Origin of the sequence: Micromonospora sp. C31 (assembly GCF_018070575.1) — a bacterium.
Lineage (GTDB): Bacteria > Actinomycetota > Actinomycetes > Mycobacteriales > Micromonosporaceae > Micromonospora.
Map to the genome: position 1 here is coordinate 955,367 of NZ_JAGPXN010000001.1, position 25,471 is coordinate 980,837.

A 25,471-nucleotide genomic window follows, 5' to 3' on the forward strand; every position below is an offset into this window, starting at 1 on the left:
GCGGCGTCGGGGCGGGCGGACCCGCTCAGCCGCCGGCCACCGCCTGCGCCGCCCGGCGGCGCGCCCGACGGCGGTCGGCCCGCAGCGGGTGCGGCGTCACCAGCCGCTCGACCCGGGCCAGCACCAGTTCCAGCAGGATGGCAAGCCCTGCCACCAGCACACCGCCGGCGATGATCTGACCGCCGCCAGCCGCGATGTCCAGCCCGAAGCCCGCCCGGATGATCTGGCCGAGGCCGCCGCCGTTCACGAAGGACGCCAGCGCCGCGGTCGCCACCACCTGCACCGCCGCCGTGCGGAACCCGGCCGCCAGGTAGGGCACCGCCAGCGGCAGCTCGACCCGGCGCAGCAACTGCCAGCCGGAGAAGCCCATCCCGCGCGCCGCGTCCCGGGCCTCCGGGTCGGCCTGCCGCACCCCCGTGTACGCGTTGGCCAGCAGCGGCGGCACCGCGAAGACGGCAAGCGCGACCACCACCGACGGCCGGCCGAAGCCGAGGAAGGTCAGCGGCAGGATGGTGAGCAGGGCGAGCGTGGGGACGGCCAGCGACACGTTGGACACCAGCACCACCAGGCCGCCGCCCCGGTTGGTGTGCCCGAGCCAGAGCCCGATCGGCCAGGCGATCAGGCAGCCGAGCGCCACCGCCGCCGCCGACATCGACAGGTGCTCGCCGAGCCGCTCCAGGATGCCGCCCGGGTTCGTCCAGTTCAGCGGATCGTTGAGCCAGACCAGCGCCGCCTCGACCGGATTCACCGGGCCCGCCCTCCCTTCGCGACTGCGGGACTCCGCTGCGCTACGTTCCTCGCGCTCACCGAGCCACCTCTCCGTCCACGACTGCGGGACTCCGCTGCGCTACGTTCCTCGCGCTCACCGAGCCACCTCTCCGTTCACGACTACGGGACTCCGCTGCGCTACGTTCCTCGCGCTCACCGGGCCCGCTTCAGCCAGGGGGTCAGCAGCCGTCCCGCGCCGGCCAGGGCCAGGTCGAGCACCAGGGCGAGCAGCACGCAGAGCAGCGTCCCCGTCATGATCTGGGCCTTGTAGAAGTTGTTCTGGAAGCCGGCGAAGATGAGCTGCCCGAGACCGCCGCGCCCGATCACCACGCCCACGGTCACCAGGGCGACCGTGGAGACGGTGGCCAGCCGCAGCCCGGTGAGGATGCCCGGCAGGGCCAGCGGCAACTCGACCCGCAACAGTCGGTCCCAGCGGCCGTACCCCATCCCCTCGGCCGCCTCGCGGACCTCGGGGGGCACCTGGTTGAGCCCAGCGACGGCGTTGCGGACGATCACCAGCAGCGCGTAGAGGACCACCACACTGAGCGCGGTCAGCGCGCCGATGCCGAGGTAGGGGGCGATGAACGCGAAGAGCGCCAGCGACGGCACCGTGTAGAGCACCCCGGTGAGGGCCATGACCGGCCCGGCGAGCGAGCGGTACCAGTACGCTGCCACCGCCAGCGGCAGCGCGATCAGGGCGGCGATCAGCACCGCGCGTACGGTCAGCGAGGCGTGCTCACGCACGGCCGCGAGGATCGTGTCAGAGTTGTCCCGCACGTACTGCCAGGAGAACCAGGGGTTACCCGGGTCGGCCCGGTAGCTCAGGCGGAAGGACATGTGTGGACGTTACCCCGGAGGGCACCGCCCCCGCCGAACCGCGTGCGGCGTCGATCACGCTGGAGGGCATCCGCAAGCGCTACCCGGACGGCACCGAGGCCGTACGCGAGCTGAGCCTTGACATCGCCGCCGGTGAGCTGGCGGTGCTGATCGGACCGTCGGGCTGCGGCAAGTCCACGGTGCTCCGAATGGTCAACCGCCTCATCGAGCCGACCGGCGGCCGGATCCTGCTCGGCGGCGAGGACGTCACCCGGGTCGACCCGGTCCGGCTGCGCCGCCGGATCGGCTACGTGATCCAGAACGTCGGACTCTTTCCGCACCAGACGGTCAGCGCCAACGTCGCCACCGTGCCCCGGCTGCTCCGCTGGCCCCGCCAGCGCAGCCGTCGTCGGGTCGACGAGCTGCTGGAACTGGTCGGGCTCGACCCGGCCACGTTCGGCCGCCGCTACCCGCACGAACTCTCGGGCGGGCAGCGGCAGCGGGTCGGGGTGGCCCGGGCCCTCGCCGCCGACCCGGTGGTGCTGCTGATGGACGAGCCGTTCTCGGCCGTCGACCCGATCGTGCGCACCCGGTTGCAGGAGGAGTTCCTCCGCCTGCAGGCCGAGATGCGCAAGACCATCGTGCTGGTCACCCACGACCTGGACGAGGCGGTCCGGCTCGGCGACCGGATCGCGGTGCTCTCCGAGGGCGGGCACCTGGAGCAGTACGACACCCCTGCCGCCGTGCTCGGCACGCCCGCCACGCCCTTCGTCCGCGAGTTCGTGGGCGCCGACCGGGGCATCCGCCGACTGGCCGTCACCCCCGTCACCGGCGAGGCCGTCGAGCCGCTGCCGGAGACCGGGGTGACCGGGCTGCCGACGATGCCGCTCGGCGGCTCGGCGTACGACGCGCTGGGGGTGCTGCTGAGTTCGGCCGCCGACCGGGTCGTGGTGACCGACGGGGGTCGGGCGGTCGGCGTGCTCAGCCGGTCGCGGCTGCTCGAACTGGGTGACCCCGAGGGGTGAGGGACGACCGGGTCCGGCCCGGAGCGGCGAGAGGCGGCCCGGTCAGGCGCGGCCGCCGAGGCTGGCGGTGCCGATGATCCAGCCGGCGAGGAAGCCGTACGTCGCGCCGGCGCCGCCCGCCTGGATCGCCGTGAGCACCGACGGTTCCGGGCCGAGGACGGCGGCGAGCAGCGAGGCGAAGCCGCTGGCCAGGACGTAAGCGGCCCAGCCGGAGAAGAACTGCGTCTGCGACCCCTGCACCCGGGCGACCTGCGAGGCGGGCAGCAGGTAGAGGAAGATCGCCGCGAAGATGACCAGCAGGACGGCCCGCAGGTTCGCCACGAACAGGCCGCCGGTGGCCCCGTTGCCGCTGAAGTGCCACGCCGGCCAGGAGAGCAGTTGCAGGTACCAGCCGCCGGCGGAGTTCGGGTCGGTGCCGGCGGCCCAGCCGACGTACGCCGGACTGCCGCAGACCGCGACCAGGAGGAGGGCCGCGAGCGCGCCCGTGCCCGCCGCCGTCCCGTAGCGACCGCCGGTCCGTGACGGGTTGGTGAGCGCCATGATCGGATCAGTTCCCGGCGGACCGCGGGAGACAAACCTGCCCGGGGCCGGCGGTCCCCGTCACCGGTGCTTCATCAGGTAGTCGATGAACGCGGCCCGCAGCAGCGGCGCCGACTCCCCGTAACCGTGCCCGGTCAGCTGCCGCCACAGCGCCGCGGCCTCGTCGATCGTCGGCCCGACGGAGTTGGGCGCGCCGTCGAGGACGGCGGCCTCGTCCGCGTTCGGCAGGTGCCGCAGCACGGACCAGAAGAAGCGCACGTCGCGGCGCTCCCGGGCGACCGCGAACGCCCGCTCCCGCAGCTCCTCGGTGGACAGCGCGTCGAGTTCCTCGAACGACGGGCCGGCGGAGGTCGATGGTGTGTCGGTCATGCCGCCGAGCCTAACCGGCGAGATCACTCCCGGCTCGGTGGACGCGGTGCCGGCTCACCGCTCGCCGGCGTCCCACCGGCGTGGGCCGCTCTCCCAGCCCGGGTCGCTCCAGGGGTCCACGGGGCTCTCCGAGGAGCGCCTCGGCACGGCGGGCGGCCAGTCGCCGACCGGGTGCCCCGGGGACGCCGTCCAGCCCGCGCCGATCCGGGCGTCCCCCACGGGAACCGGTTCCGCCGCCGCCCCGGCCGCCGGCCGTCCGTACGCCTCGACGAGCCGGGTGGCCAGCAGCCCGACGCCGAGCACCGCCGCGCCGACCGCCCATCGGCTCACCGTCCAGCCCCGTTCCCCCGCGTACGCCAGGAAGACCGTGACCAGGCAGACCGCCAGCAGGGTGCCGAAGACGCCGCCCCGCCGGCCGAAGGCGCTGGTGCCGGCGAGCAGTGCCAGACCGACCGCGAGCACCGTCCAGTCCAGCCCCGGGTCCGGCGCGACCGGGGCGGTGTCCCGGCTGGCGGTGAGCATGCCGGCCAGCGCGGCCAGCACCGTGGAGCCGACGAGCGCGCCGGAGGTGACCACCGCCGCCACCGCGCCCCGGCGGCGGGCCGGGTCCACGACCGGGCGGAACCGGCCGACCACCCGGCGGACGGCCCGCACCGAGCCGAACAGGCCGCCGAGCACCGCGACCGCCGCGAACCCCACGAAGAGGTGCAGGGCGCCGCGCTCCGGGTCGTAGTCCCCCTGCGGCAGGACCGCCGCGGAACGCTGTTCGACGTACACGACCACCCCGGCCGCGCCGGCGAGGGACGCGGCCCAGCCGGGGACGTGCAGCACCACCACGACCAGCGCCAGGGCGAGCCCGCCCAGCGCGGCGACCAGCAGGGCCGGGCCGGCGGCGGCGCTGACTCCCCGGTCGCCCTGCTCGGCCACGTGCAGCGCGGCGGCGACCGCCACGGGGCCGACGGCCAGGTTCACCGCGGCGGTACGCAGGGTCAGCCCGGCGGCCAGCGCGAGCAGCCCGAGCACGACGGCGTCGAGGAGCAGGGAGCGCAGCCCGCCACCGCGCAGCGCGGCCGGGTCCTCCGCCCAGAGCAGGTACGTGAGGAAGCCCAGCCCGATCAGGAGCAGCAACTCCCAGAGGACGTGCACGGAGAACCGGTCGCGGCCGGGCTCGCCGTGCGCGGGGTCGTCGAAGACGTTCTCCAGGACGGAGGCGGGGATGCCGGACGAGGGCTCGGGGGACGACTCACGCCCCGGTTCGTCGTACCGCATGACGCCGCCTCCCACGTGGCCGCCCGTACAGCCGGGTCCGACGCGCGGGCGGACCGGGGCGGCGTTGCTCTCCGGTCGCAGGCACCGTACCCGCGTGCAAGGCCGGGCGTAACCCCCCGGGATCAGCCTCGGTTGGGGCGGCCCTCCCGCCCGCCGGGCTCGCGGTCCTCGTCGTCCTCCTGCTCGGGGACCCGGCAGGAGCGCTCCAGCCAGAGCGCCGCCACCACCAGCGCCAGCGCGGCGAGCAGGCCGGCGCCCGCGATCGGCCGGTCGTCCATCGCGGCGTCGGTGCGCTCCACGAAGAGCCAGCCGGTCAGCCCGGCGTAGAAGCCGACGAAGATCGCGCCGGCCAGCGCCGACGCCTTGGCCAGCACCACGAACCGGGCCACCAGCAGCGGGTTGACCGGGTCGCGGCCCGGCCGGCGCTCGATGCGCCCCCGGGTGTTCACGGCGGCGTACGCCTCCAGCACGGCCAGCGCGGCGAGGGTGACCACCGGCAGCCAGGGCAGCTCCGGCAGGTAGTCGTAGTAGAGGGCGCTGATCAGCAACCACGCCACCGCGGCGGCGGCGAGGGCGGCCACCAGCAGGGTGGAGATCCGGGTGGGACCCATCCGGGACCGCTCGGGGCCCGTCCCGCCGGGTCGTGGGGACTGCGCCTGCGTCATGCCGGCCGGATCCGCTGGGTCATGCCGTCGACTCTATCGCCAAGTCCGGCCGGGGGCGCAGATCCAACGCGTCGTCGGCCGTGGGGCGGGTGTTGAGCAGGTCGGTCAGCCAACCGTGCCCGGGCAGCCGCCCGTACGGCTGGAGATCGATCCACGGTCGCAGCACGAAGGCCCGCAGGTGGGCCCGGGGGTGCGGCAGGGTCAGCTCGGGGTCGTCGCTGAGCACCGGCTCGTCGCCGTCGGTCCACACCGCGATGACGTCCACGTCCAGGGTCCGTGGCCCGAAGCGCCGCTGCGGGTCGCGGGTCCGTCCGGCGGCGCGCTCCGCCGCCCGGGCCCGCTCCAGCCAGTCGTACGGGTTCGCCGTCAGGTCCTCGGCGAGCAGCACGGCGTTCAGGTACGCGGGCTGGTCCGCGTCCCCCCACGGTGGAGTCTCGTAGACACCGGAGACCAGCAGCACACTGTCGCCGAACGTCGCGACGGCGCAGCGCAGGTGGGCCAGCCGGTCGCCGAGGTTGCTGCCGAGGGAGAGGACGGCGCGGGTCACCGGTCCCGCCGCCGGGTCATGGTGACGGCCACGTCGGTGAAGGCGTGCGGGACGGGCGCCTCCGGCTTGTGCACGGTGACCGTGGCGACCTCGACCCGGGGGTCGGCCAGGCAGACCGCCAGCAGCCGGTCGGCGAGCGTCTCGATCAGGTTGACCGGCTCGCCGGTCACCACCGCGACCAGCCGCTCGGCGAGTTCGCCGTAGTGGACGGTGTCGCCCACCTCGTCGGAGCGGGCCGCCGGGGCGAGGTCCAGCTCCAGGACGGCGTCGACGACGAAGTCCTGCCCCCGCTCGCGCTCGAAGTCGTACACCCCGTGCCGGCCGTGCGCCCGCAGGCCGGTCAGCTGGATCCGGTCGGTCATCGGTCTCCTCCGTGCTCGGCGGTGCGGTCCGGCCGGCCGGCGCTCGCGTGGGTCGGCCGGGCCCCGCCCGTGGCGGCGGGTGCCAGGCAGGGCCCGCCGGTGGCCTGCCAGACGGCGAGGGCGTCCACGGTCGCCCGGACGTCGTGCACGCGAACCCCCCAGGCGCCGGCCGCCACCGCGAGCAGGCTGGTGGCGACGGTGGCCACGTCGCGTTCGTCCGTGGGGCGGGGGGTGCCGTCCGGGCCGGCCAGCAGCCGCCCCAGGTAGGACTTGCGGCTGGACGCGAAGAGCAGCGGGAAGCCGAGGTCCAGCAGTTCGGACAGGCGGGTGCTCAACTCCCAGTTGTGCGCGGCCGTCTTGGCGAAGCCCAGCCCGGGGTCGACGACGATGCGGTCGGCGGCGACCCCGGCCCGCAGGGCCTCGTCGACACGGCGACCCAGCTCGGCGCGTACGTCGGCGACCACGTCGGCGTAGCGGGCCAACTCCCCCATCTCGCGGGAGTGGCCCCGCCAGTGCATGAGCACCCAGGGGCAGCCGGCGTCGCGCACCACGCGGGCCATGTCGGGGTCGGCGAGGCCGCCGGAGACGTCGTTGACCACCGCCGCGCCGGCGGCGAGGGCCGCCTCGGCGACCCGCGCGCGGGTGGTGTCGATGCTGATCGGCACGCCGGCCGCGGTCAGCTCCCGGATGACGGGGACCACCCGGGCCGTCTCGGTCGCCGCGTCGACGCGGTCGGAGCCGGGCCGGGTGGACTCGCCGCCGACATCCACCAGGTGGGCGCCCTCGGCCCGCAGCCGCACGCCGTGTCCGACGGCGGCGTCGAGGTCGGCGTACCGTCCGCCGTCGGAGAAGGAGTCGGGCGTGACGTTGAGGACGCCCATCACCACCGGGGCCGGGGCCCGTACCAGATCGGTCACGGCTTGACGGTACCGGTCGACCGCAGCGCCCCGAGCGGCCCGGGTCGAGGGCGGTGACATGCGCATTCGAACAGGTGTACGATCGGTCGCCTGCGCCGAATCGGGCAGAGTCCTCGCGGCTTGTCGCAAACAGTGGGTGCCCGTACGCTTTGGAACTGCCCGGCATCGAGATGGCGAAGCCCGGAGGGAGGGGCCAAAGCGGGAAAATCCGCCCAAAGCTCACCACCCTCCGTGGTGGGTAACGAACGCAGGGTCGCCGACGCTGCGCACAGGGAGCACCGTTCCCGCCAGACATGCCTACTGCACCACCGCGGCGCCGCCGGCCGCGACTTGGGGAGGTTCCAGTGATCGCCATCGAGCTGATGGAGACGGCGACGTCCGCCGCCGCCCACACGCTCTCCGCTCTGGCGGCGACTCCACTCGCCGAGCCCGCACCCAAGGGCATCGACACCGAGGGTGTCGTCACGTTCTTCGCCAGCAAGATCGCACCGATCCTGCTGGCCGTGCTGGGCGTCATCTTCATCGGACGGGCCAGCCGGGGTGAGATCTCCAAGGTCCTCACCAGCTCGGCGATCGCGATCGTCGGGCTCGCCTTCATCGCCGGAGCCGCCACACTCTTCTTCATCGGCGACTACCTGATCGACCTGATCTTCGAATAGGCGCGGGCACGAGATGCGGCTGCGCACCGACGACGACATCTACCGGGCTCGCCTGGTCTACCTCGGGCCGCCCGGCTACACCCTTCCCGTCCACCTGCCGTACGCCCAGTACGGGCTGTTCATGCTGCTCGTCCCCCTCTACATGTTCATCCACTGGCTGTTCACGTTGCAGGTCGAGCTCTTCCCCGCCTGGGAGATCGCCCTCGCCATCGTGAGCACCTCGTTCATCTTCCGGTACGTCGACCCGGACCGGCCCGCGCGCATGGTGATCCGCACCGCGCTGACCGACTGGCGGCGGACCCGGGAGCCGGCCGCGGAGCAGCGGGACCCCCGCCTGGTCGGCAGTCGGATCAGGATCCGGGAGGAACTGGCATGACCGGTCGCACCCCGACCAGGCAGTCGAACGACGCGGATGAGGCGGTCGCATGAATCGCAGTTCCACGCCGGGTTCCCCGGCAGGGCGTCCGATCGTCCCGCACGGTAACCGTGCGCGGTCGTTCGACTACCCGGACGATCCCGAGGCCGACGAGGTCGCCCTCGACCCGGCGCTGGTGACGACACCCGGGCACGGTGGGGTGGGTGTCTTCCAGGCACCCCGGCCGGCACCACGCCGCATGCCGCCGGCCGAGCCGCAGGCCGCCGGCGACAGCGCCGACATCGACTCGCCCTTCCTCGACCTGTTCGGTGGTACGCGCCCCGGCGCGAGCCGGCCGGCGGCCCCCTCGCAGCGGACCAGCGGGCGGGAACACGCCACCGCCCCGCAGCCGGCCGCCCCGGCGGCGCTCCCCTCGGCTCCCGTTCCCCCGCCACCGCCGCCGCCGGTACGGGCCGGCCACCGGACCGACGAGGGCCACCCGGGCGACGCCGCCGACCGGACGCCCTCCCAGGTGACACCGGCCGCCGACCAGCCACCGGCCGCCGCCTACGAGCAGCCCGCCCGCCCGGCCAGGTCCCGCGTGCCGCACCAGCCCGGGGACCGGCTGCCCACGCTCCGCCCACCGGCGCAGGACGCGACCGCCGCCGCGCCGCCCCTCGTGCCGGCGCCGCCGTCCCACCCCGCACCTCCGGAGCCGGCGCCACTCGAACCGCCCGCCCCGGAACCGGTGTCCGAGCCGTCGTCCGGCCGCAGCGGGGAACGTCCGACGGAGCGGACCGGCCGGGAGGTGGTGCCGCCGCGGCAGCGCTCCGCCGGCCGCCACAACCAGCCCACCAAGCCCGTCCGGGTGAAACCGCCGAAGATCAAGTTCGGTGACCGGGACCCGGCGGTCGAGCTGGCCATCACCGAGATCGCCGGCCACCTCACCTTCACCCCCAACACGGTCACCGCCTGGTACTGGCTGCCGGAGGTGCGCTGGGCGTTCCGGCCGGACGCGGAACGGGAGGCGCTGCTCTCGGCGATCTCCGAGCAGTACGCCGGGCTGGCCGGCTTCCGGCTGCACCTGCGACGCACCACCCGGCCCTTCCCGGCCGACGAGTGGGCCCGCACCATCGACGCGCACACCCGCGCGCCGCTGCCCGACGTCGCCGGCACCGTCGGCTGGGGCGACCACCTGGTGGCCGCGCAGCGGCACCTGCTCTCGGTCAACCACGCCGAGGGGCAGACCTACCTCGGCGTCACCTTCGCCCGCCGGTCCCTCGGCGACTCGCTCACCGAGCGGCTGCTGCGCACCTTCGGCAGGGGCGTCGCCGAGGGCGAGCGCCGCAAGCTCGGCCGCACCGTCGAGCAGTTCGACGAGGTGCTGGGGGCGTTCGGCATGCGTGGCCGGCGGGTCACCGCGCAGGAGCTGGAGTGGCTGCTCTACCGCTCCGTGGCGCTCTGCATGGCGCCGCCCGGGGAACTCTCCCCGCTCACCGACGGGCGGTGGGAACGCGGCGACCTGCTCGCCCTCACCGAGCAGGTCGAGCGCTACCGCACCCCGTACGGCTCGACCGTCAAGCTGGTCAACCGGATGACCGGCGAGGAACGGCACGTCGCCGTGCTGGCGGTCGGCCGGATGGAACCGCTCGAGATTCCCGAGCGGCACGAGCCCTGGTTGCACTTCCACGAGCGGCTGCCGTGGCCGATGGAACTCTCCACCCGCGTCGACATCCTCGGCTCCGGCGACTCCTTCCGTAACCTCGAACACCGGCTCCGGATGATCCGCTCCCAGCAGCTCGACTACGCCGAACACGGCATCGACGCCCCGCCCGAGCTGGAGCGGCTGGCCAAGCGGGCCCTGGTGATCGGCGACGAGATGACCACCGGGCTGCCGGTCGACTCCGCCCGGGCGCACGGCTGGCACCGGATCGCCGTCGGCGGCCGCAACCGCGAGGAGTGCCTGGAGCGGGCCCGCCGACTCATCCAGCTCTACGCCCGCGAGCTGCGGATCTCGCTGCAACACCCGAAGAACCAGGACTGGCTGGCCCGCGAGTTCATCCCCGGCGAGCCCATCGCCAACACCGGCTACGTCCGGCGGATGCCGGTCAACCTGCTCGCCGCCGCGCTCCCCCAGGCCGCCTCCACCGTCGGCGACCGACGCGGCGACCTCATCGGGCGCACCGCGGGCACCTGCCGCCGGCCCGTCTTCCTCGACCTGCACTTCCCGATGGAGGTACGCGAACGCTCCGGGCTCGCCGTCTTCGTCGCCGAACCGGGCGGCGGCAAGTCCACCCTGCTCGGCGCGCTCGGCTACCTCGCCGCCCGGCGCGGGGTCCAGGTGACGCTGCTCGACCCGTCCGGCCCGCTCGCCCGGCTCTGCGCCATGCCGGAACTGCGACCGTACGCGCGGGTGCTGAACCTGACCGGCTCCGAGCACGGCACCCTGGCCCCGTACTCTCTCATTCCGACGCCGCTGCGCAGCGAGTTCGGCGCCGGGGCCCCGGGCGACCGGGAGTTCGAGATCGCGGTCTCCAACGCCCGCGCCGAGCGGCGGATGCTGGTGCAGGACATCTGCATGATGCTGGTGCCCCCGCAGGTCGCCCGGGAGGCGTCCACCGCCACCCTCTTCCGCCACGCCGTACGCCAGGTGCCGGCCGAGGAGACCTCCACCCTGGACGACGTGGTCGCCTGCCTCAGCCAGCTCGACGACGACGCCGGCAAGGAACTGGCCAACCTGCTGCTGGACACCGCCGAGATGCCGCTGGCCATGCTCTTCTTCGGCCGACCGCCGGAAGGACTGCTCGGCGCGGACGCCGCCCTCACCGTGATCACCATGGCCGGGCTCCGACTGCCCGACCTGAAGATCGAGCGCGAATACTGGTCCGCCGAGGAGTCGCTGGCCCTGCCGATGCTGCACACCGCGCACCGGCTCGCCGTACGCCGCTGCTACGGCGGCTCGATGTCGTCGCGGAAGCTGGTCGGCCTGGACGAGGCGCACTTCATGGAGGGATGGCGCTCCGGACGGTCGTTCCTGGTGCGGCTCGCGCGCGACTCCCGCAAGTGGAACCTCGCCGCGCTGGTCGCCTCGCAGAACCCGCGCGACATCCTCGGCCTCGACGTGCAGAACCTCGTCTCGACCGTCTTCGTCGGCCGGATCGCCGAGGACGCGGAGATCGCCTCCGAAGCGCTCCGCCTGCTGCGAGTACCGGTCAACGACGGCTACGAGGCCACCCTGGCCTCCCTCTCCACCGCCGATGCCACCAGCGCTACCCGGCTCGGCTTCCGGGAGTTCGTCATGCGGGACGTCGACGGCCGGGTGCAGAAGGTCAGGGTCGACGTCTCGTACGTCGACGGGCTGCTGGACCACCTCGACACCACCCCCGCCGCGATCGCTGCGGCCGCCGGGGTGCTGCCGGCCATCCTGCCGAACATGGAGGCGTGACATGGCGCGGGCCCCGGCACGGTTGGCGGCGTTCCTGCTCGCGGTCGGCGTACTCGCCGGGGCCACGATCGGCTGGCCGGCCGTCGGCGCCACGGCGGCAGCGCCCGCGCCGCTGACGGCCCAGGCGAACGCCGGCCTCTGCACCACCCCGGAGTGGCAGGCCGACTTCCGCGCCTGCGTCGCCAAACTGAAGGAAGTCGCCGACTCCGAGGTCAAGTGCCGCAACGCTCCGACTCCCGGCACCCCCGACTCCGGGCTCGCCGGTTGGTTCGCGTCACGCCCGGATTCGGCCAAGCAACTGGGCCCGAAGGGCCTCTACAGCGACTACGGCTACGCCGGATACAGCTACTCCACGTACGACGTCGACAGCGGTTGCGCGACCGCGGTGCTGCATCCCGACTACAAGTTCACCAACACGGTGGCCAACGGCGAGTTCATGATCGCCACGGCGATCGTGGGCGCTTCGAACGCGCTGCGGGAACGCGCCTGGGATCCGGGCTCGATGTGGGGCTGGGCCGACCCGCTGGTGGACCAGGCGACCAAGGCCGTCTACCAGAAGGTGTTCAGTGTCTTCGGCATCGTCACTCTCTGCGTGGTCGGCCTGTATCTGCTCTGGCGCTCCCGCCAGTCGGACATGAGCAACGCGATGACCACGGCGGGCTGGGCCCTGCTGGTGATGGTTGCGGTGACCGCCCTGGCCGCCTGGCCGGTCAAGTCGGCCAACATCGCCGACGGCACCCTGGTCACCACTCTGGGCGTGGTCCACGACGCGGTCGGCCCCGCCACCAAGGACATTCCCGCAGATAAGTGCGCACTGCCCAATCCGAATGCCTGCATCGACAAGCGTCCGCCCGCCGTTCGGGCCAGTGACACGGCGACGGAGGCCATGCTCTACCGCAACTGGCTACGAGGCGTGCTCGGCTCCGCGGACAGCGAGACCGCGAAGAAGTACGGGCCGGCGCTCTACGACGCGAAGTCGCTCTCCTGGGACGAGGCGGCGAAGCTCCGGTCGAATCCGGCCACGCGAGAGGCCACCATCAAGGCGAAGCAGCAGCAGTGGGCGCGCGTCGCGCAGCAGATCGAGACCGAGGATCCGGAGGCGTACGAGTATCTCCAGGGCGTCCGGGACATGGACCGGGTGGGCGCCGGGTTCATCGCGGTGCTGGCCGCCGTGCTCTTCGCGATGTTCGACCTGACCGCCTCGCTGCTGGTGCTGCTGGGCTTCCTGATCTTCCGGTGGGCGGTGATCGCCGCGCCGATCCTCGGCACGGTGGGCCTGATGCGGCCGGCCAGCGCAGGACTGCGGCGATTGGCGAACGCGGTGGTCGCCGCCGTCTTCAACATCGCCATCTTCGGCACCGGCGCGGCCATCTACCTCTTCGCGGTCGACCTCATCATGAGCACGCCGACCCTGCCCGGCTGGCTCCAGGTGGTGCTGGTCTGGCTCTGCGGCGTGGTGGGCTGGCTGCTGTTGCGCCCCTACCGCCGGATCACCCAGCTCGGCGGCAAGGACAGCAGCGAGGCGGTCAGCTCGGCCGGCTCGTGGCACCGACGCTTCTTCCGGGACATGCGCACCGCCGCCCGCCTCGACGTCGCGGAGCCCGGCGGCACGGCCGAGCCGGCGACGGGCCGGCGCCGTGTCGTGGTGGCGGAGCAACGTACCCTCCGGCCCGAGGCACGGCGGGAGGACCCGGCGCACGCCGCCACTCGTGGTGGGCCCGCTTCAACCGCCGGTGGGGAGGAGCGGCAGCGGCCTGACGGCCGCGAGTCCGCCGCCGAGAAGGCGGCACCGTCCGAGGAACGGGGCACCTCCCGCCCGGTCGCACCCCGACCCCGGCGGCGTCAGCCGGCCACCTGGACGGAACCGGACGTGCCGAATGAGAACCCCTCGTTCGTCATCTACCGTCCCGGCTCCGTGGAACGCGAACCTGACCGGCCCACTCCCCGGATCCGGTCCGAGGCACGGTGAGTGGGGTGCGGCGGGCGGTCGAATTCCTGGTCACCCGGGTGCTCCGCTCCCGGCTCGGCATCGCGATCGGCATCGCCGTACTCGTGTTCGGGATCATCGGAGCGGCACGATTGGTGTCCGGGCCCGGCGATCCCACCTCCGGGCTCAGCAACCGCCCCAACCGACCGATCACCACGGTCGCCCCGACCGCAGGTGACGACGGGGCGTTCTCGACGGGCCCTCCCCCCTCCCCGGTCACCCGATCCGGCGAACTTACGCCGGAGCAGACGGCCAAACGCTTCGTCACCGCCTGGCTCGGCAAGCCGGGCACCACGGCGGAGCAGTGGCAGGAGGACCTACGTCCCCTGTCGACCCCGGCGCTGACCGACAAGCTTGCCGGCGTCGACCCGTCCGGGGTGCCGGTCGGTCAGACCGACGGCGACGTCACGCTCCAGCCCCGGGCCGAGAACTTCGTCGAGGTGCTGGTTCCGCTCGACACGGGACGGCTCCGTCTCGAACTGGTGGCACCCGACGGGCGGTGGCTGGTGGACGCGGTGGACTGGGAGCAGAAATGAGCGACGAGACACGGCCCCGCGGTCGACAGCTCCGACTCGGCGCACTGGCCGCCGCGTTGACGGCGACGCTCGCCCTGCTCTGCTGCACCGGCGGCGCGGGTGCATTCTTCCTGACGGAACTGGGCGGCGAGTCCGCAGATCCCATGATCCCCATGAGCATGGACTGCAAGGAGGACTACCGGGTCGACGTACGCGGCAAGATACCCCGGATGTCCGGATACGGCCAGGTCCAGCTCCGCAATGCTGCCCGGATCATCAAGGTCGGGCAGGAGATGAAGGTGCCGCCGCGCGGTTGGGTGATCGCCGTCGCGACCGCCATGCAGGAGTCCCGGCTGCGCAACCTGGCGAACCGGACGGTCGGCGAGTCCGGGGACCTGCCAAACGAAGGAGTCGGTGCCGATCACGACTCCGTCGGGCTGTTCCAGCAGCGGGCGAGCTGGGGCACCGTGGCTCAACGGATGACGCCCGAGTATGCCGCCCGGAAGTTCTACGAGAAGCTGGTCAAGGTGCCCGGCTGGGAGACGATGCCGCTGACCCGGGCCGCGCAGGCCGTGCAGATCAGCGCCTTCCCAGATGCGTACGCCAAGCACGAGGACAAGGCCGCCCGCATCGTCAACGCGCTGGCCGGCGGAGCCGCCCGGATCGCGCTTGTCAACGGCAAGAAGGCGTGCGACCGCGCCGCTGCCGGGAAGATCGCCGCCTCGGGCTGGACAGCTCCCATCCCCGGCGGCGTCGGCTCGGGCTTCCGCACCGCGGAGCGCCCCGGGCACAACGGGGTCGACATCGCCGCCCCGAAGGGCACCGACATCCGGGTCGCCGCCACCGGGCGCGTCCTGGTGTCCCGCTGTGACCCGGACAATCGGAACCGGCTCACGTGCAACGTGGACGGCTGGCCGAACAAGGGTGGCTGCGGTTGGTTCGTCGACGTCCTGCACGCCGGCGGGTTCATCACTCGCTACTGCCACCTGGTCAGTAAGCCGCGGGTCAAGGTCGGCCAGCTCGTCGAGGCCGGTACGGTCATCGGCGAGGTGGGCAGCAGCGGCAACTCCTCCGGCCCGCACCTGCACTTCGAGGTGCACGAGGACGCGGACCGGAGCAGCCGCGGCGCCATCGACCCGGTGCCGTTCATGCGGTCGCGTGGTGCGCCGCTCAAGGGCGCGGGATGAGACGCTCGCCGTCATGAACGACCCACTTCCCGACCCGTTCGCCGACCATCCGGACTGGGCGCCCCGACCACCCCGACCGATCGAGATCGTGCCGGCCACCGGGCGCGTCGAGCTGCGCGGGCAGCGCGTGCTGGTCGGCCTGCCCGGGCTCGGCTGGCGTGGTGACCTTCGGGCCGACGACCGGGTGGTGCAGGGCAGTCGGACGTACGTGCCGGTAATTCCCGAGCACGAGTGGTACCGGGCGGAGTCCGATCAGGTGGAGGTCTTCGCACCGCTGGTCCCGGTCGAGCGGGTCTGGGTGGAGACGGTGGGGGCCCGGCGGCCGGACGCGTCAGTGGACCGCGAGACGGGCGTCCGCCTGGTCTCCCTGGACGCCCCGGCGCACCGCGTACCGACCCCGGTCTTCGAGTCGGACGCCGTCACGGGGCGCCGGGTTGTGCACGTCGTCGACGACGTCGAACACCGGGACCTGCGGGCCGTCACCGAGACCTATTCCGGTGCGGAAGGCGACATCTGCGTTCGGGTGACCCCGGAGGTGGACTGGTACCGCTGGGCATGGCGAGGTCAGTCTCCGACCACGCTGGAGGTTCCGGTACATCTGCTCTGGATTGAGTAGTAGGTCATGAAACCCTGGCTCCTGTACACACCCGCCAGTCGTCGTCCAAGCGCGTGGTAAACCGCCACGACTGCCGATCACTCTGGGAGATACCGTCGACGTGGGCGGCGATAATGAGATCAACCTGAACTTCCGCGCCCTCGCCCTGTTCCTGCACCTGCACCTGCAAACTGCCCCAGCTGATCATGAAGGTCGTCGCGAATCGCTTCTCGCGTGCGATCAGATCGTCGCGTAACGCCCGAAGCTGGCCGACTTCGCCGGCATTACCGCAGGTGAAGAGGTTCGCGCGGATGTCGTTACGATCTACGAGGAAGGCACGCAGGTAGTTGTCCACCACCACATCGGGTGCGCTCCGGTCGGGTGCTGCGGCCCGGTTGTAGAGCACGTATCCGGCGGCCACTCCGCCGAGGCAGAGTGCCACGACGATGCTCGTGACCACGGTGAGCACGGTGCGCAGCCGCCGCCGTGGCCGCTCCGGCACCGGGGCCGGCGAGGGCGGCGCCAGGCGGTCGGAGGGTGGCCGTTGCGCCGGTACGCGGGAGACCTGGGAACCGGCGGGGGGCTGCACTGATTCCACCCTCTGAGGCTAGCGGCTCGACGCGGTAGACCCAATGCCCCGGATCCAGCGGATCGTGACGGACCGCATCCCACCGGTGAGATCCACGACATCCCCGGCGCAGTGCCGCCGCGCATCCCGGACGTTTCGGCCCGTCTGGGTTACGGTCTCTGCGCGGGGAGGGGTTGCCGACCTCGGGTAGAGGGGGTGGACGCGCTGGCCGGTCCGAAGGCACGCACCAACCGCGCCGCCGCACTGCACCGGCAGGCCGCCGCCATCGCTGCCGCCGCCGCGAGCGTCCTCGACGACACCCGGCCCGCCCCCGCCGACCAGCGTCGCCAGTACGAGTTGGCCGACCGCCTGCGGTCCGCGGCGGCGGTGCTGGCCCCCGGCTGGGCGGGCGCTGCACTGGAGACGACGGCACCGGCCACACCGGCCGGTGAGGGGCCGCCTCCCTTCGTCCGGGTCGGGACGGCGGCCCCGTTGGACGACGCCCGGTTCCCCGCGCTGGTGCCGCTGCTCGGCACGGGTCACCTCGCGGTGGACGTCGACGCCCAGGATTCCCGGGTGGCGGGGCTGCTGCGGGGCGTACTGCTGCGGTTGCTGGCGGCGACCCCGGCGGGGGCGCTGCTGGTCCGCGCGGTGGATGCGACCGGCGCGGCCCTCGCGCCGTTCGCGCCGCTCGCGGACGCGGGTCTGCTGCCGCCCCCGGCGGTCGACGTGGCGGGTCTGCGGGCCGTGCTCACCGAGGCCGAGCAGTGGGTGGCCCCGGGGGCGAGCGGGCGTCGCCGGCACGACCGGACGCTGCTGCTGGTGATCGCCGCACTGCCCGAGTCGACCGGGCCCACCGACCTGGCCCGGATCGTGGCCCTGGCCGCGCCGGGCCGGTCCGCCGGCCTGCACCTCGTCGTGGCGGGCTGGCCCCCGAGGGGCGGCCGGGAGCCGCTGCCGCAGGCTACGACGTTGGCGATCCGTAACGCGTACGCGCTGCTGGGTGATCCGCCGGGCGGCTCGTTCGCCGGCCCGGGCGATCGGCCGGGCGGGCTGAACTCGCCGGTCTTCGTCGAGGCCGACCCGCCGGGCGAGCTCGTCGACGCGGTCTGTCGCCGGCTGGCCGCGCAGGTGGAGGCGGGTTCACGGCTGGCGCTGACCGATCTGCTGCCGGGGGCGGACGAGGAACTGTGGACGGCCTGCGGGGTGGGCGGGCTGACCACGACCGTGGGGGACGCCGGTGGCCGCCCCGTTTCGCTCGGTTTCACGGAGCTGACGCCGCACTGGCTGGTCAGCGGCCGTTCGGGCACGGGCCGGTCCACCTTCCTCACCACTGCGCTGCTCGGCCTGACCGCCCGGTACGGCCCCGACGAGCTGGCTCTCTACCTGGCGGACCTCGCCGACGCCGAGTCCTTCGTGGAGTTCCTCCAGACCGAGCGGGACCGGTCGTGGATCCCGCAGGTGCGGGCCGCGGCGATGGCTGCCGACCGGGAGTACGTGCTGAGCCTGCTGGACGAACTGGTGGCGGAGGTGCGCCGGCGCGAGGAGGCGGGTGCCCGGGCCGGCGGGCAGCGCTTCGCCGAGCTGCGGCAGCACCGGGCCATGCCCCGGGTCGTCTGCGTACTCGACAATCTGCCCCTGCTCTTCGTCGAACGGGACAGGCTGGCCGTCGACGCCGCCGCCCGGCTGGACGCGCTGGCCCGCACCGGGCGCGCGTACGGGGTGCACCTGGTGCTGGCCGGCGAGGGCGACCTGGGGCTGGGCTCGCGTACCGACCGGGACTCGGTGCTGGGGCAGTTCCCGGTGCGGGTGGCGCTGCCCGGTGGGGGTGCGGTGCTGGAGCCGACGAACGACTCGGCCGCCGGGCTGCCGGTGGGCAGCGCGGTGGTGAACACCGCCGGTGGGCTCGGCGGGCCCCGGGGCGCGATCCGGGGGCACGAGCGGATGGTCCGGTTCCCGGATCCGCAGGACCATCCGGACACCGTCGAGGCGCTGCGGCACCGGCTCTGGTCGGCCCGCCCGGAGGGGGCCGCCCCGCCGGTGGTCTTCGCCGGCTATGCCCGCCCGCTGCTGCGCAACGATCCCCGGTACCGGGCCGCGCTGGCCGGGCGGGCACCCGGTCCCGCCGCCCTGCTGGGCCGGGCGGTGGACGTGCCCCGGACCACCGTCGCGGTGCCGCTCGGGCCGGCGCCGGGGCGGAACCTGGCCGTGCTCGGGCCCGGGCCGGAGGCGGCCCGGCTGCTGGCCAACGCGGCGCGCAGCGCGGCGGCGCACCACGCCTCGGGGGACGCCCGCTTCGTGCTCGCCGTGCTGGACCAGGAGTGCCGGCCGGTCGTCGAGGCGCTGGCTGCCGAGCTGGCCGGGCACCACCAGGTGGACACGGTGGACCTCGCGGGCCTGCTTGCCGCCGTGGACGATCCCGCGCCGGCCTACCTGGTGGTCTTCGGACTGGACGTGCCGACACCGGAACAACTGCCCCCGGAGCGACTGCGCGCGCTGTTGCGGGAGGGCCCGCCCGCCGGCCGGCACCTGCTGGGCCGCTGGCGGACGGTGCCGTCCTTCGCGGCGCTGCTGGAACCCGAGGGCGAGGTGGACAAGCTCGCCGCCGTGGCCGTGGTGGACCTGCCGGGGGCGCAACTCGCGTCGGTCTTCGGCCGGCAGGTGCAGTGGCGGCCCCGCCCCGGCCGGGCGGTGCTCTGGGACGGCCCCGGCGAGCAGGGCACCGTGCTGGTTCCGTTCGGCGAGGGGGAGGCGGCATGACCCGCGGCGGGGCACGGATCACGGCGGGACGGTCCGCGCCGGGACGGCAGCGTTCCGGGGCCGATCCGACACCCGAACACCCGGACACCGCCGAACACCCAGGCACCGCCGGGCAGACAGAAACCGCCGGGCAGGCGGCCACCGCCGGGCAGGTGGCCACCGCCGGGCAGGCAGGCACCGCCGGGCAGACAGCGACCGCCGGGGGCGCCGACGCGGTGGCCGCCGCGTGGACCGAGTACCTCGCCGCCGCCCGCCAGCTCGACGGGGTGCGCCGCGACGCAACCACCGCCGCCGGCGAGCAGGCCCGGTCGGTGCAGGCCGCCCGCGAGGAGCTGACCGCCGTACGCACCCTGCTGGCGGCGCAGGAGGGCCGGCTGCGCGAGCGGGGCGTACCGCCGATCTCGCTGGTCCCGACGCCGCCGGAGCTGACCGAGGCGGCCCGCACGATGACGGGCGGGCCGGCGGCGGTGCTGGCCGCGCTGCGCGCCGCCCGGGGTCGGGCGGACGCTGCGGACGCGACGCTCTCCGCGCGCGGGCTGCCCCGCCTGGCCGCCTGGCCGCCGCACCTGCGGAACCTGCTGGTGTACGGGCCGTTGGCGCTGCTCATGCCGGCGCTCCAGGTGGCGCTCTTCGTGGTGACCGGCGCCGGGGCGGCCAGCGTGGCCGCGCTGGTCTGCGGGCTGCCGATGCCGGCGGTCGCCTTCGCGGCGGGCTGGATCGGCGTCGGGCGGCTCTTCCCGCCACCGGAGGGCGGCCGGGTGGCGCGCACGGCCCGGCTGGGTGCCCTGGTCTGTCTGGTCCCGGCGGTGCTGGTCAGCGCGGGCCTGCTGCTCGCGATGCTGGCCGGCTGAGCACCGCGGAGTCGGAGCCGTTCGTCGTCGCGCCTGAGCGGCGCCGCGCCGGCGGGCTGACGCGCGGCGGCCGGCCGACCCGGGTCGCGGGCGGCCGGCCGGTCCGTCGCCGTGTCAGCGGGGGATGATCAGCGCCATCGCCTCGGCACGCGACTTGGCGTCGCGCTGGAGGGTGCCCCGCACGGCCGAGGTGATGGTCTTGGCGCCCGACTTCTGGATGCCGCGCATCGCCATGCACATGTGCTCGCACTCGAGCACCACCACGACGCCGCGCGGCGCGAGCCGCTCCATCAGCAGGTCGGCGATCTGGGAGGTGAGGCGCTCCTGCACCTGCGGCCGGCGGGCGAACACCTCGACCAGCCGGGCCAGCTTGGACAGGCCGGTGATCCGGCCGTCCGGCCCCGGGATGTAGCCGATGTGGGCGCTGCCCCGGAACGGCAGCAGGTGATGCTCGCAGAGGCTCATCACGTCGATGTCCCGGACGAGCACCAGCTCCTCGTGGTTGGCCTCGAAGGTGGTGCTGAGCACCTGGGCCGGGTCGACCCGGAGGCCGGCGAAGAGTTCGGCGTACGCGCGGGCGACCCGGGCGGGGGTCTGCTGGAGCCCGTCGCGGTCCGGGTCCTCCCCGACGGCGATGAGGATCTCACGGACGGCCTTCTCGATCCGGCCGAGGTCCATGGTCTCCTCGATGGGCCTACCGGTGAGCCTGCCGCTGATCAGGCGTGCGGCGACGTAGTCGAGGGTGTCGTCGCCGTCCGGCTCGGTCGCGGAGACGGCCAGTTCCCGGTGCTCCCGGGAACTGGCCGTCGGGTCGGTGCTCAGTGCGTACCGTCCGAGTTGTTGGAGTTGCTCGAGGTGCCGCCGCCCACCGTCGCCTGGGCGCCGTCGGCCTGGGCCTGCACCTTCAGCGCGTCCTTCTCGGCCGGCGTGAGCACCGGCGGCTCGGTGGAGGGCTGGCGCTTGCCGAAGCCGTTGTACGGCGCCATCGGCGGCCGCTTGGCCACCCGGGCGCAGATCCGGGCCATGTCGGCGGTGGAGAGGGTCTCCTTCTCCATCAGCTCCAGCACGATGTTGTCCAGGACGTCCCGGTACTCCACCAGGATCTCCCAGGCCTCGTCGTGGGCCAGCTCGATCAGCGCCCGCATCTCGCCGTCGATCTCGGCGGCGACGGCGTCGGAGTAGTCCCGCTCGTGGCCCATGTTGCGGCCGAGGAACGGCTCGTCGCCGCTGGTGCCGTACTTGATCGCGCCGAGCTTGGAGCTCATGCCGTACTGCGTGATCATCGCGCGGGCCAACTGGGTGGCCTTCTCGATGTCGTTGCCGGCGCCGGTGGTCGGCTCGTGGAAGACCAGTTCCTCGGCGGCCCGGCCACCCAGCGCGTACGCCAGGGTGTCGACCATCTCGGCGCGGGTCTGGGTGTACTTGTCCTCGGTGGGCAGGACCAGGGTGTGACCCAACGACCGACCGCGGGACAGGATCGTCACCTTGTGCACCGGCGCCGCGTGCGGCAGCGCCCAGGCGACCAGCGCGTGCCCACCCTCGTGGTACGCCGTGATCTTCTTCTCCTGGTCACTCATCACCCGGGTCCGGCGCTGCGGACCGGCGATCACCCGGTCGATCGACTCCTCCAGCGAGTCGTTGGTGATCGCCCGCTGGTCCTTGCGGGCGGTGAGCAGCGCGGACTCGTTGATCACGTTGGCCAGGTCGGCACCGCTGAAGCCGGGGGTGCGCCGGGCCACCGCGTCGAGGTCGACGTCGGGGGTGAACGGCTTGCCCTTGGCGTGCACCCGCAGGATCGCCTTGCGGCCCTCCATGTCGGGGGCGTCCACCGGGATCTGCCGGTCGAAGCGGCCCGGGCGCAGCAGCGCCGGGTCGAGGATGTCCGGCCGGTTGGTGGCGGCGATCAGGATGACCCCGCCCTTGGTGTCGAAGCCGTCCATCTCGACGAGCAGTTGGTTGAGGGTCTGCTCACGTTCGTCGTGACCGCCGCCCATGCCGGCGCCGCGGTGGCGGCCGACGGCGTCGATCTCGTCGACGAAGACGATGGCCGGCGCGTTCGCCTTGGCCTGCTCGAAGAGGTCGCGGACCCGGCTGGCGCCGACACCGACGAACATCTCCACGAAGTCCGAGCCGGAGATCGAGTAGAAGGGCACCCCGGCCTCGCCTGCGACGGCGCGGGCCAGCAGCGTCTTACCGGTGCCGGGCGGGCCGAAGAGCAGGACGCCCTTCGGGATCTTGGCGCCCAGGGCCTGGTACTTCGCCGGGTTCTGCAGGAAGTCCTTGATCTCGTGCAGCTCCTCGACGGCCTCCTCCGCGCCGGCCACGTCCGCGAACGTGGTCTTCGGCGTGTCCTTGGTGATCATCTTCGCCTTGGACTTGCCGAAGTTGAGCACCCGGGAGCCGCCGCCCTGCATCTGCGACATGAAGAAGAGCAGCAGGAGCACCAGCAGGGCGATCGGGAGCAGGTTGACCAGCAGGCTCACCCAGATGCTGTCGGACGACACCTCGGCGTCGGCCGGACCGGTGACCCGGTTGTTCGCCTTGGCCTCGAGGACCTCGTTCCAGACCTCGTCGCCGACCTCGTAGGGGAACTGCGCCTCGATCCGGTCGGTGTTGGTGTCGCCGAACTTGACCTTCTCGGCCAGGTCGAGCCGGATCGTCTGTTCCTTGTCCTGGAAGACGACCTTCTCGATCTTTGGCTGGCCGGTGTTGAGCTGGTCGAGCGCAACGGAAGTGTCCACCCGGTGGTAGCTGGGACCAGCGGTGAACAGTTGACTGAGCACAACGGCGCCGAGGATGACCAGGATGATCCAGACCACCGGTCGGCGGAAGAAACGCGTACGTTCCATGCTGTTGTCGAGCGCCGAGGCGCCCGCATCCTCCTGATCGACGTCCTGACCGTCTGATGGTGTCGCCGCCTGCGGCGGCGGCCGGAGCCGCCGTGCGGGCCGGCTCGACCCCGAGGCGCGAAACTGCCGCGCCGCGGTCATTCGACGGTACACCGTGCACGCGAGGAGCGAGCTTGCGAGCCCCGCAGTGGCGCACGAAGGGAGCAGCTGTGCACGCACCGAGCGGGTTTGTGAGGCCCGCGATCGCGCACGATCCGATCATCGTGCGCGCGAAGAGCGGGCCTGCGAGCCAACAATTACGCGTAGGGCGAACCGGGTCCAGCCGGCGTGACGCGAACTCCGCGCCCGGCGCCCCGTCCGCCCGGTCCAGCGGTTCGGGGGTCGGGCGTGGAGGGAGCCTCCACGCCACCGGACACCACCGTAGTCCGGTTCGCTGAGAGCCCGCTGAACGTCCGCTCCACCGGCGGCGATGTGTCGGGGCTGACGCGGAGGGCCTCAGGCCCGGGCGTACACCTCGGGCTTGAGCACGCCGACGTAGGGCAGCTCCCGGTAGCGCTCGCCGAAGTCGAGGCCGTAGCCGACGACGAACTCGGTCGGGATGTCGAAGCCGACGTACTTCACCGGTACCGGCACCTTGACCGCGTCGGGCTTGCGGAACAGCGCGACCACCTCGACGCTGGCGGCCGAACGGGACTCCAGGTAGCGCAGCAGCCAGGACAGGGTCAGGCCGGAGTCGACGATGTCCTCCACCACGACCACGTGCCGGCCGGCGATGTCCCGGTCCAGGTCCTTGAGGATGCGCACCACCCCGGAGGAGGTGGTGCCCTGGCCGTAGGAGGAGACGGCCATGAACTCCAGCTCGGCGGGCGGCCCGCTGCGACCCAGCGCCCGGGCGAAGTCGGCCATGAACATCACCGCGCCCTTGAGGACGCAGACCAACAGGAGCCCGTCATCGACCTCGGCGTAGTCCGCCGACACCTGCTTGGCGAGCTCCGCGGTCTTCTCGCGGATCTGCGCCTCGGAGATGATCACGTGGTCGATGTCGGCGTCGTACCAGGAGCCGTCAGCCATGGCTCCTAGCCTGCCGTACGCCGGATGGCCTCCGTCGGCGGGGCCGCCCCTTTTCGGCGGGCGGCAACCCGGACGAACGCCACGAAGGCCGCGATCCACCTCAGCAGGGACGGGACCGCCAGCGCCGGCCGTCGTCGGACGGCTTCCAGTCGGCTGAGTCCCGGCTGTCGGCGGTGAGGCCGACGGCCGAGGCCAAGGCGAGGACGAAGAGGAAGAAGAGGAAGAAGAGGATCTCCATGGCGGCGCTCGCTTTCGCATGGTTGCTGTCGTTTTCGCCGCCGGTGCGCACCGGACTGGAACCAGTCTCCGTTGACCCCCAGCATCCGGACAGTGGCAGTGATGCCACCACCCCTCGATTTCCTGCCACCCGCACGGTTACCCTCGTCACATGCTCAGATCGGTCGCCGTCCTCGCTCTGGACCAGGTCGCCACGTTCGAGCTCGGAGTCCTCGCGGAGGTCTTCGGGACCGACCGCACCGCCGACGGGTTCCCCGCCTACCGCTTCCACGTGTGCAGCCCCCACGGTGCCCCGGTCCGCACCTCGTCGGGCTTCCAGCTGACCCCGCACGCCGACCTCGGCCCGATGGAGGAGGCCGACCTCGTCGCCGTCCCGGCCCACCACGACGGCGCTGTCGTGCCGGCATCCGTGCTCGCCGCACTACGCCGGGCCGCCGACCGCGGGGCGTACGTGTTCAGCGTCTGCTCCGGGGCGTTCGTGCTGGGCGAGGCGGGGCTGCTCGACGGCCGGGAGTGCACCACCCACTGGCGCCACGTCGACGAGCTGCAACGCCGCCACCCGAGCGCCAGGGTCCGGTGCAACTCGCTCTACGTGCAGGACGACCGGCTGCTCACCAGCGCCGGCACGGCCGCCGGCATCGACGCCTGCCTGCACCTGGTCCGCCAGGAACACGGCTCCGCCACGGCCACCCGGCTGGCCCGCCGGATGGTGGTCCCCCCGCACCGCGACGGTGGGCAGGCGCAGTACGTCGAGGCGCCCATTCCCAGGACCCCCGAGGCACCCACCCTGGAACCGGTGCTGGAGTGGCTGATGGGGCACCTGGACCGCCCGGTCACCGTCGACGAGCTGGCCGCCCGGGCCGAGATGTCCCCGCGTACGTTCGCCCGGCGGTTCCGCGCGGAGACCGGCACCACGCCGCACGACTGGCTGACCAACCAGCGGGTGCTGCTGGCCCGGCGGCTGCTGGAGGAGACCGGGCTCAGCGTCGAGGCCGTGGCCGACCGGGCCGGCTTCGGCGACTCGGCGGCGCTGCGGCACCACTTCGCCCGCCGGGTCGGCGCCACCCCGCACACCTACCGGGTCACCTTCCGCGACCGGGTGCAGGCCTGAGCC

Annotated in this window: 24 protein-coding genes and 1 pseudogene; 11 read left to right on the forward strand and 14 right to left on the reverse strand. The window is 73.3% G+C overall.

Annotation, left to right across the window (positions count from 1 at the left end; translation table 11 throughout):
- Positions 1–25: 25 nt before the first annotated feature.
- Together KBX06_RS04455 and KBX06_RS04460 are read right to left on the reverse strand one after the other, a co-directional pair.
- Positions 26–748 (reverse strand): ABC transporter permease, encoded by a 723-nt coding sequence (locus KBX06_RS04455; protein WP_210832829.1) that lies wholly within the window; start codon positions 746–748, stop codon positions 26–28.
- A 173-nt stretch (positions 749–921) separates the two neighbouring features.
- Complete coding sequence (locus KBX06_RS04460) at positions 922–1,605, reverse strand: ABC transporter permease (protein ID WP_210832830.1); 684 nt, start codon at positions 1,603–1,605, stop codon at positions 922–924.
- 2 nt (positions 1,606–1,607) lie between these two features.
- Between KBX06_RS04460 and KBX06_RS04465 the strand changes: the two genes are divergently transcribed.
- A complete protein-coding gene (locus tag KBX06_RS04465; RefSeq protein WP_210832831.1) occupies positions 1,608–2,609 on the forward strand; it encodes an ABC transporter ATP-binding protein in 1,002 nt (333 codons plus the stop codon).
- Between the two features lie 42 nt (positions 2,610–2,651).
- On the opposite strand, the gene KBX06_RS04470 is transcribed toward KBX06_RS04465, so the two are convergent.
- The 7 genes from KBX06_RS04470 to folP form a co-directional block, all read right to left on the reverse strand.
- The gene (locus KBX06_RS04470) at positions 2,652–3,149 is read right to left on the reverse strand and encodes a hypothetical protein (protein ID WP_210832832.1); all 498 of its coding nucleotides are present in this window, start codon (positions 3,147–3,149) and stop codon (positions 2,652–2,654) included.
- A gap of 60 nt (positions 3,150–3,209) precedes the next feature.
- On the reverse strand, positions 3,210–3,518 hold the full coding sequence (locus KBX06_RS04475; protein WP_210832833.1) for a hypothetical protein: 309 nt from the start codon (positions 3,516–3,518) through the stop codon (positions 3,210–3,212).
- A 54-nt stretch (positions 3,519–3,572) separates the two neighbouring features.
- Complete coding sequence (locus KBX06_RS04480) at positions 3,573–4,787, reverse strand: ABC transporter permease (RefSeq protein WP_247685008.1); 1,215 nt, start codon at positions 4,785–4,787, stop codon at positions 3,573–3,575.
- Positions 4,788–4,909: 122 nt separating this feature from the next.
- Positions 4,910–5,452: a DUF3180 domain-containing protein gene (locus KBX06_RS04485; RefSeq protein ID WP_210832835.1), complete on the reverse strand. Its 543-nt coding sequence runs from the start codon at positions 5,450–5,452 to the stop codon at positions 4,910–4,912.
- 19 nt (positions 5,453–5,471) lie between these two features.
- Entirely contained in the window at positions 5,472–5,999 is a 528-nt protein-coding gene (gene folK, locus KBX06_RS04490) for a 2-amino-4-hydroxy-6-hydroxymethyldihydropteridine diphosphokinase (protein ID WP_210832836.1), read from the reverse strand.
- Positions 5,996–6,361, reverse strand: a complete 366-nt coding sequence (folB, locus tag KBX06_RS04495) for a dihydroneopterin aldolase (RefSeq protein WP_210832837.1) — start codon at positions 6,359–6,361, stop codon at positions 5,996–5,998. Before folB ends, folK begins: the two co-directional genes overlap by 4 nt.
- On the reverse strand, positions 6,358–7,278 hold the full coding sequence (folP, locus tag KBX06_RS04500; RefSeq protein ID WP_210832838.1) for a dihydropteroate synthase: 921 nt from the start codon (positions 7,276–7,278) through the stop codon (positions 6,358–6,360). Before folP ends, folB begins: the two co-directional genes overlap by 4 nt.
- A gap of 344 nt (positions 7,279–7,622) precedes the next feature.
- Here folP and KBX06_RS04505 point away from each other — a divergent pair, with 344 nt between their 5' ends.
- From KBX06_RS04505 to KBX06_RS04535, 7 genes and pseudogenes are all read left to right on the forward strand, one after another.
- Positions 7,623–7,937, forward strand: a complete 315-nt coding sequence (locus tag KBX06_RS04505) for a hypothetical protein (RefSeq protein WP_210832839.1) — start codon at positions 7,623–7,625, stop codon at positions 7,935–7,937.
- A gap of 13 nt (positions 7,938–7,950) precedes the next feature.
- Entirely contained in the window at positions 7,951–8,313 is a 363-nt protein-coding gene (locus KBX06_RS04510) for a hypothetical protein (protein ID WP_089003089.1), read from the forward strand.
- A gap of 49 nt (positions 8,314–8,362) precedes the next feature.
- A pseudogene (locus KBX06_RS04515) lies at positions 8,363–11,737 on the forward strand (ATP-binding protein).
- A 1-nt stretch (position 11,738) separates the two neighbouring features.
- Positions 11,739–13,706, forward strand: a complete 1,968-nt coding sequence (locus KBX06_RS04520) for an MFS transporter (RefSeq protein WP_210832841.1) — start codon at positions 11,739–11,741, stop codon at positions 13,704–13,706.
- Positions 13,703–14,260, forward strand: coding sequence for a hypothetical protein (locus KBX06_RS04525; RefSeq protein ID WP_210832842.1), 558 nt, complete (start codon positions 13,703–13,705; stop codon positions 14,258–14,260). Before KBX06_RS04520 ends, KBX06_RS04525 begins: the two co-directional genes overlap by 4 nt.
- Positions 14,257–15,426 (forward strand): M23 family metallopeptidase, encoded by a 1,170-nt coding sequence (locus KBX06_RS04530; protein WP_210832843.1) that lies wholly within the window; start codon positions 14,257–14,259, stop codon positions 15,424–15,426. Before KBX06_RS04525 ends, KBX06_RS04530 begins: the two co-directional genes overlap by 4 nt.
- Positions 15,427–15,439: 13 nt before the next feature.
- On the forward strand, positions 15,440–16,042 hold the full coding sequence (locus KBX06_RS04535) for a hypothetical protein (RefSeq protein WP_210832844.1): 603 nt from the start codon (positions 15,440–15,442) through the stop codon (positions 16,040–16,042).
- A gap of 4 nt (positions 16,043–16,046) precedes the next feature.
- Here KBX06_RS04535 and KBX06_RS04540 read toward each other — a convergent pair whose 3' ends face one another.
- On the reverse strand, positions 16,047–16,610 hold the full coding sequence (locus KBX06_RS04540; protein WP_210832970.1) for a hypothetical protein: 564 nt from the start codon (positions 16,608–16,610) through the stop codon (positions 16,047–16,049).
- Positions 16,611–16,805: 195 nt separating this feature from the next.
- Between KBX06_RS04540 and KBX06_RS04545 the strand changes: the two genes are divergently transcribed.
- Together KBX06_RS04545 and KBX06_RS04550 are read left to right on the forward strand one after the other, a co-directional pair.
- The gene (locus KBX06_RS04545) at positions 16,806–19,349 is read left to right on the forward strand and encodes an FtsK/SpoIIIE domain-containing protein (protein WP_210832845.1); all 2,544 of its coding nucleotides are present in this window, start codon (positions 16,806–16,808) and stop codon (positions 19,347–19,349) included.
- Entirely contained in the window at positions 19,346–20,200 is an 855-nt protein-coding gene (locus tag KBX06_RS04550) for a hypothetical protein (RefSeq protein ID WP_247685009.1), read from the forward strand. Before KBX06_RS04545 ends, KBX06_RS04550 begins: the two co-directional genes overlap by 4 nt.
- Positions 20,201–20,314: 114 nt before the next feature.
- Here the strand turns inward: KBX06_RS04550 and folE are convergent, their stop codons facing one another.
- The 4 genes from folE to KBX06_RS04570 form a co-directional block, all read right to left on the reverse strand.
- Positions 20,315–20,980, reverse strand: coding sequence for a GTP cyclohydrolase I FolE (folE, locus tag KBX06_RS04555; RefSeq protein ID WP_101413068.1), 666 nt, complete (start codon positions 20,978–20,980; stop codon positions 20,315–20,317).
- Between the two features lie 38 nt (positions 20,981–21,018).
- On the reverse strand, positions 21,019–23,049 hold the full coding sequence (gene ftsH, locus KBX06_RS04560; protein WP_210832846.1) for an ATP-dependent zinc metalloprotease FtsH: 2,031 nt from the start codon (positions 23,047–23,049) through the stop codon (positions 21,019–21,021).
- Positions 23,050–23,544: 495 nt separating this feature from the next.
- Entirely contained in the window at positions 23,545–24,120 is a 576-nt protein-coding gene (gene hpt, locus KBX06_RS04565) for a hypoxanthine phosphoribosyltransferase (RefSeq protein ID WP_210832847.1), read from the reverse strand.
- A 100-nt stretch (positions 24,121–24,220) separates the two neighbouring features.
- Positions 24,221–24,358, reverse strand: coding sequence for a hypothetical protein (locus KBX06_RS04570; RefSeq protein ID WP_210832848.1), 138 nt, complete (start codon positions 24,356–24,358; stop codon positions 24,221–24,223).
- 150 nt (positions 24,359–24,508) lie between these two features.
- Here KBX06_RS04570 and KBX06_RS04575 point away from each other — a divergent pair, with 150 nt between their 5' ends.
- Positions 24,509–25,468: a GlxA family transcriptional regulator gene (locus KBX06_RS04575; protein ID WP_210832849.1), complete on the forward strand. Its 960-nt coding sequence runs from the start codon at positions 24,509–24,511 to the stop codon at positions 25,466–25,468.
- Positions 25,469–25,471 lie beyond the last annotated feature (3 nt).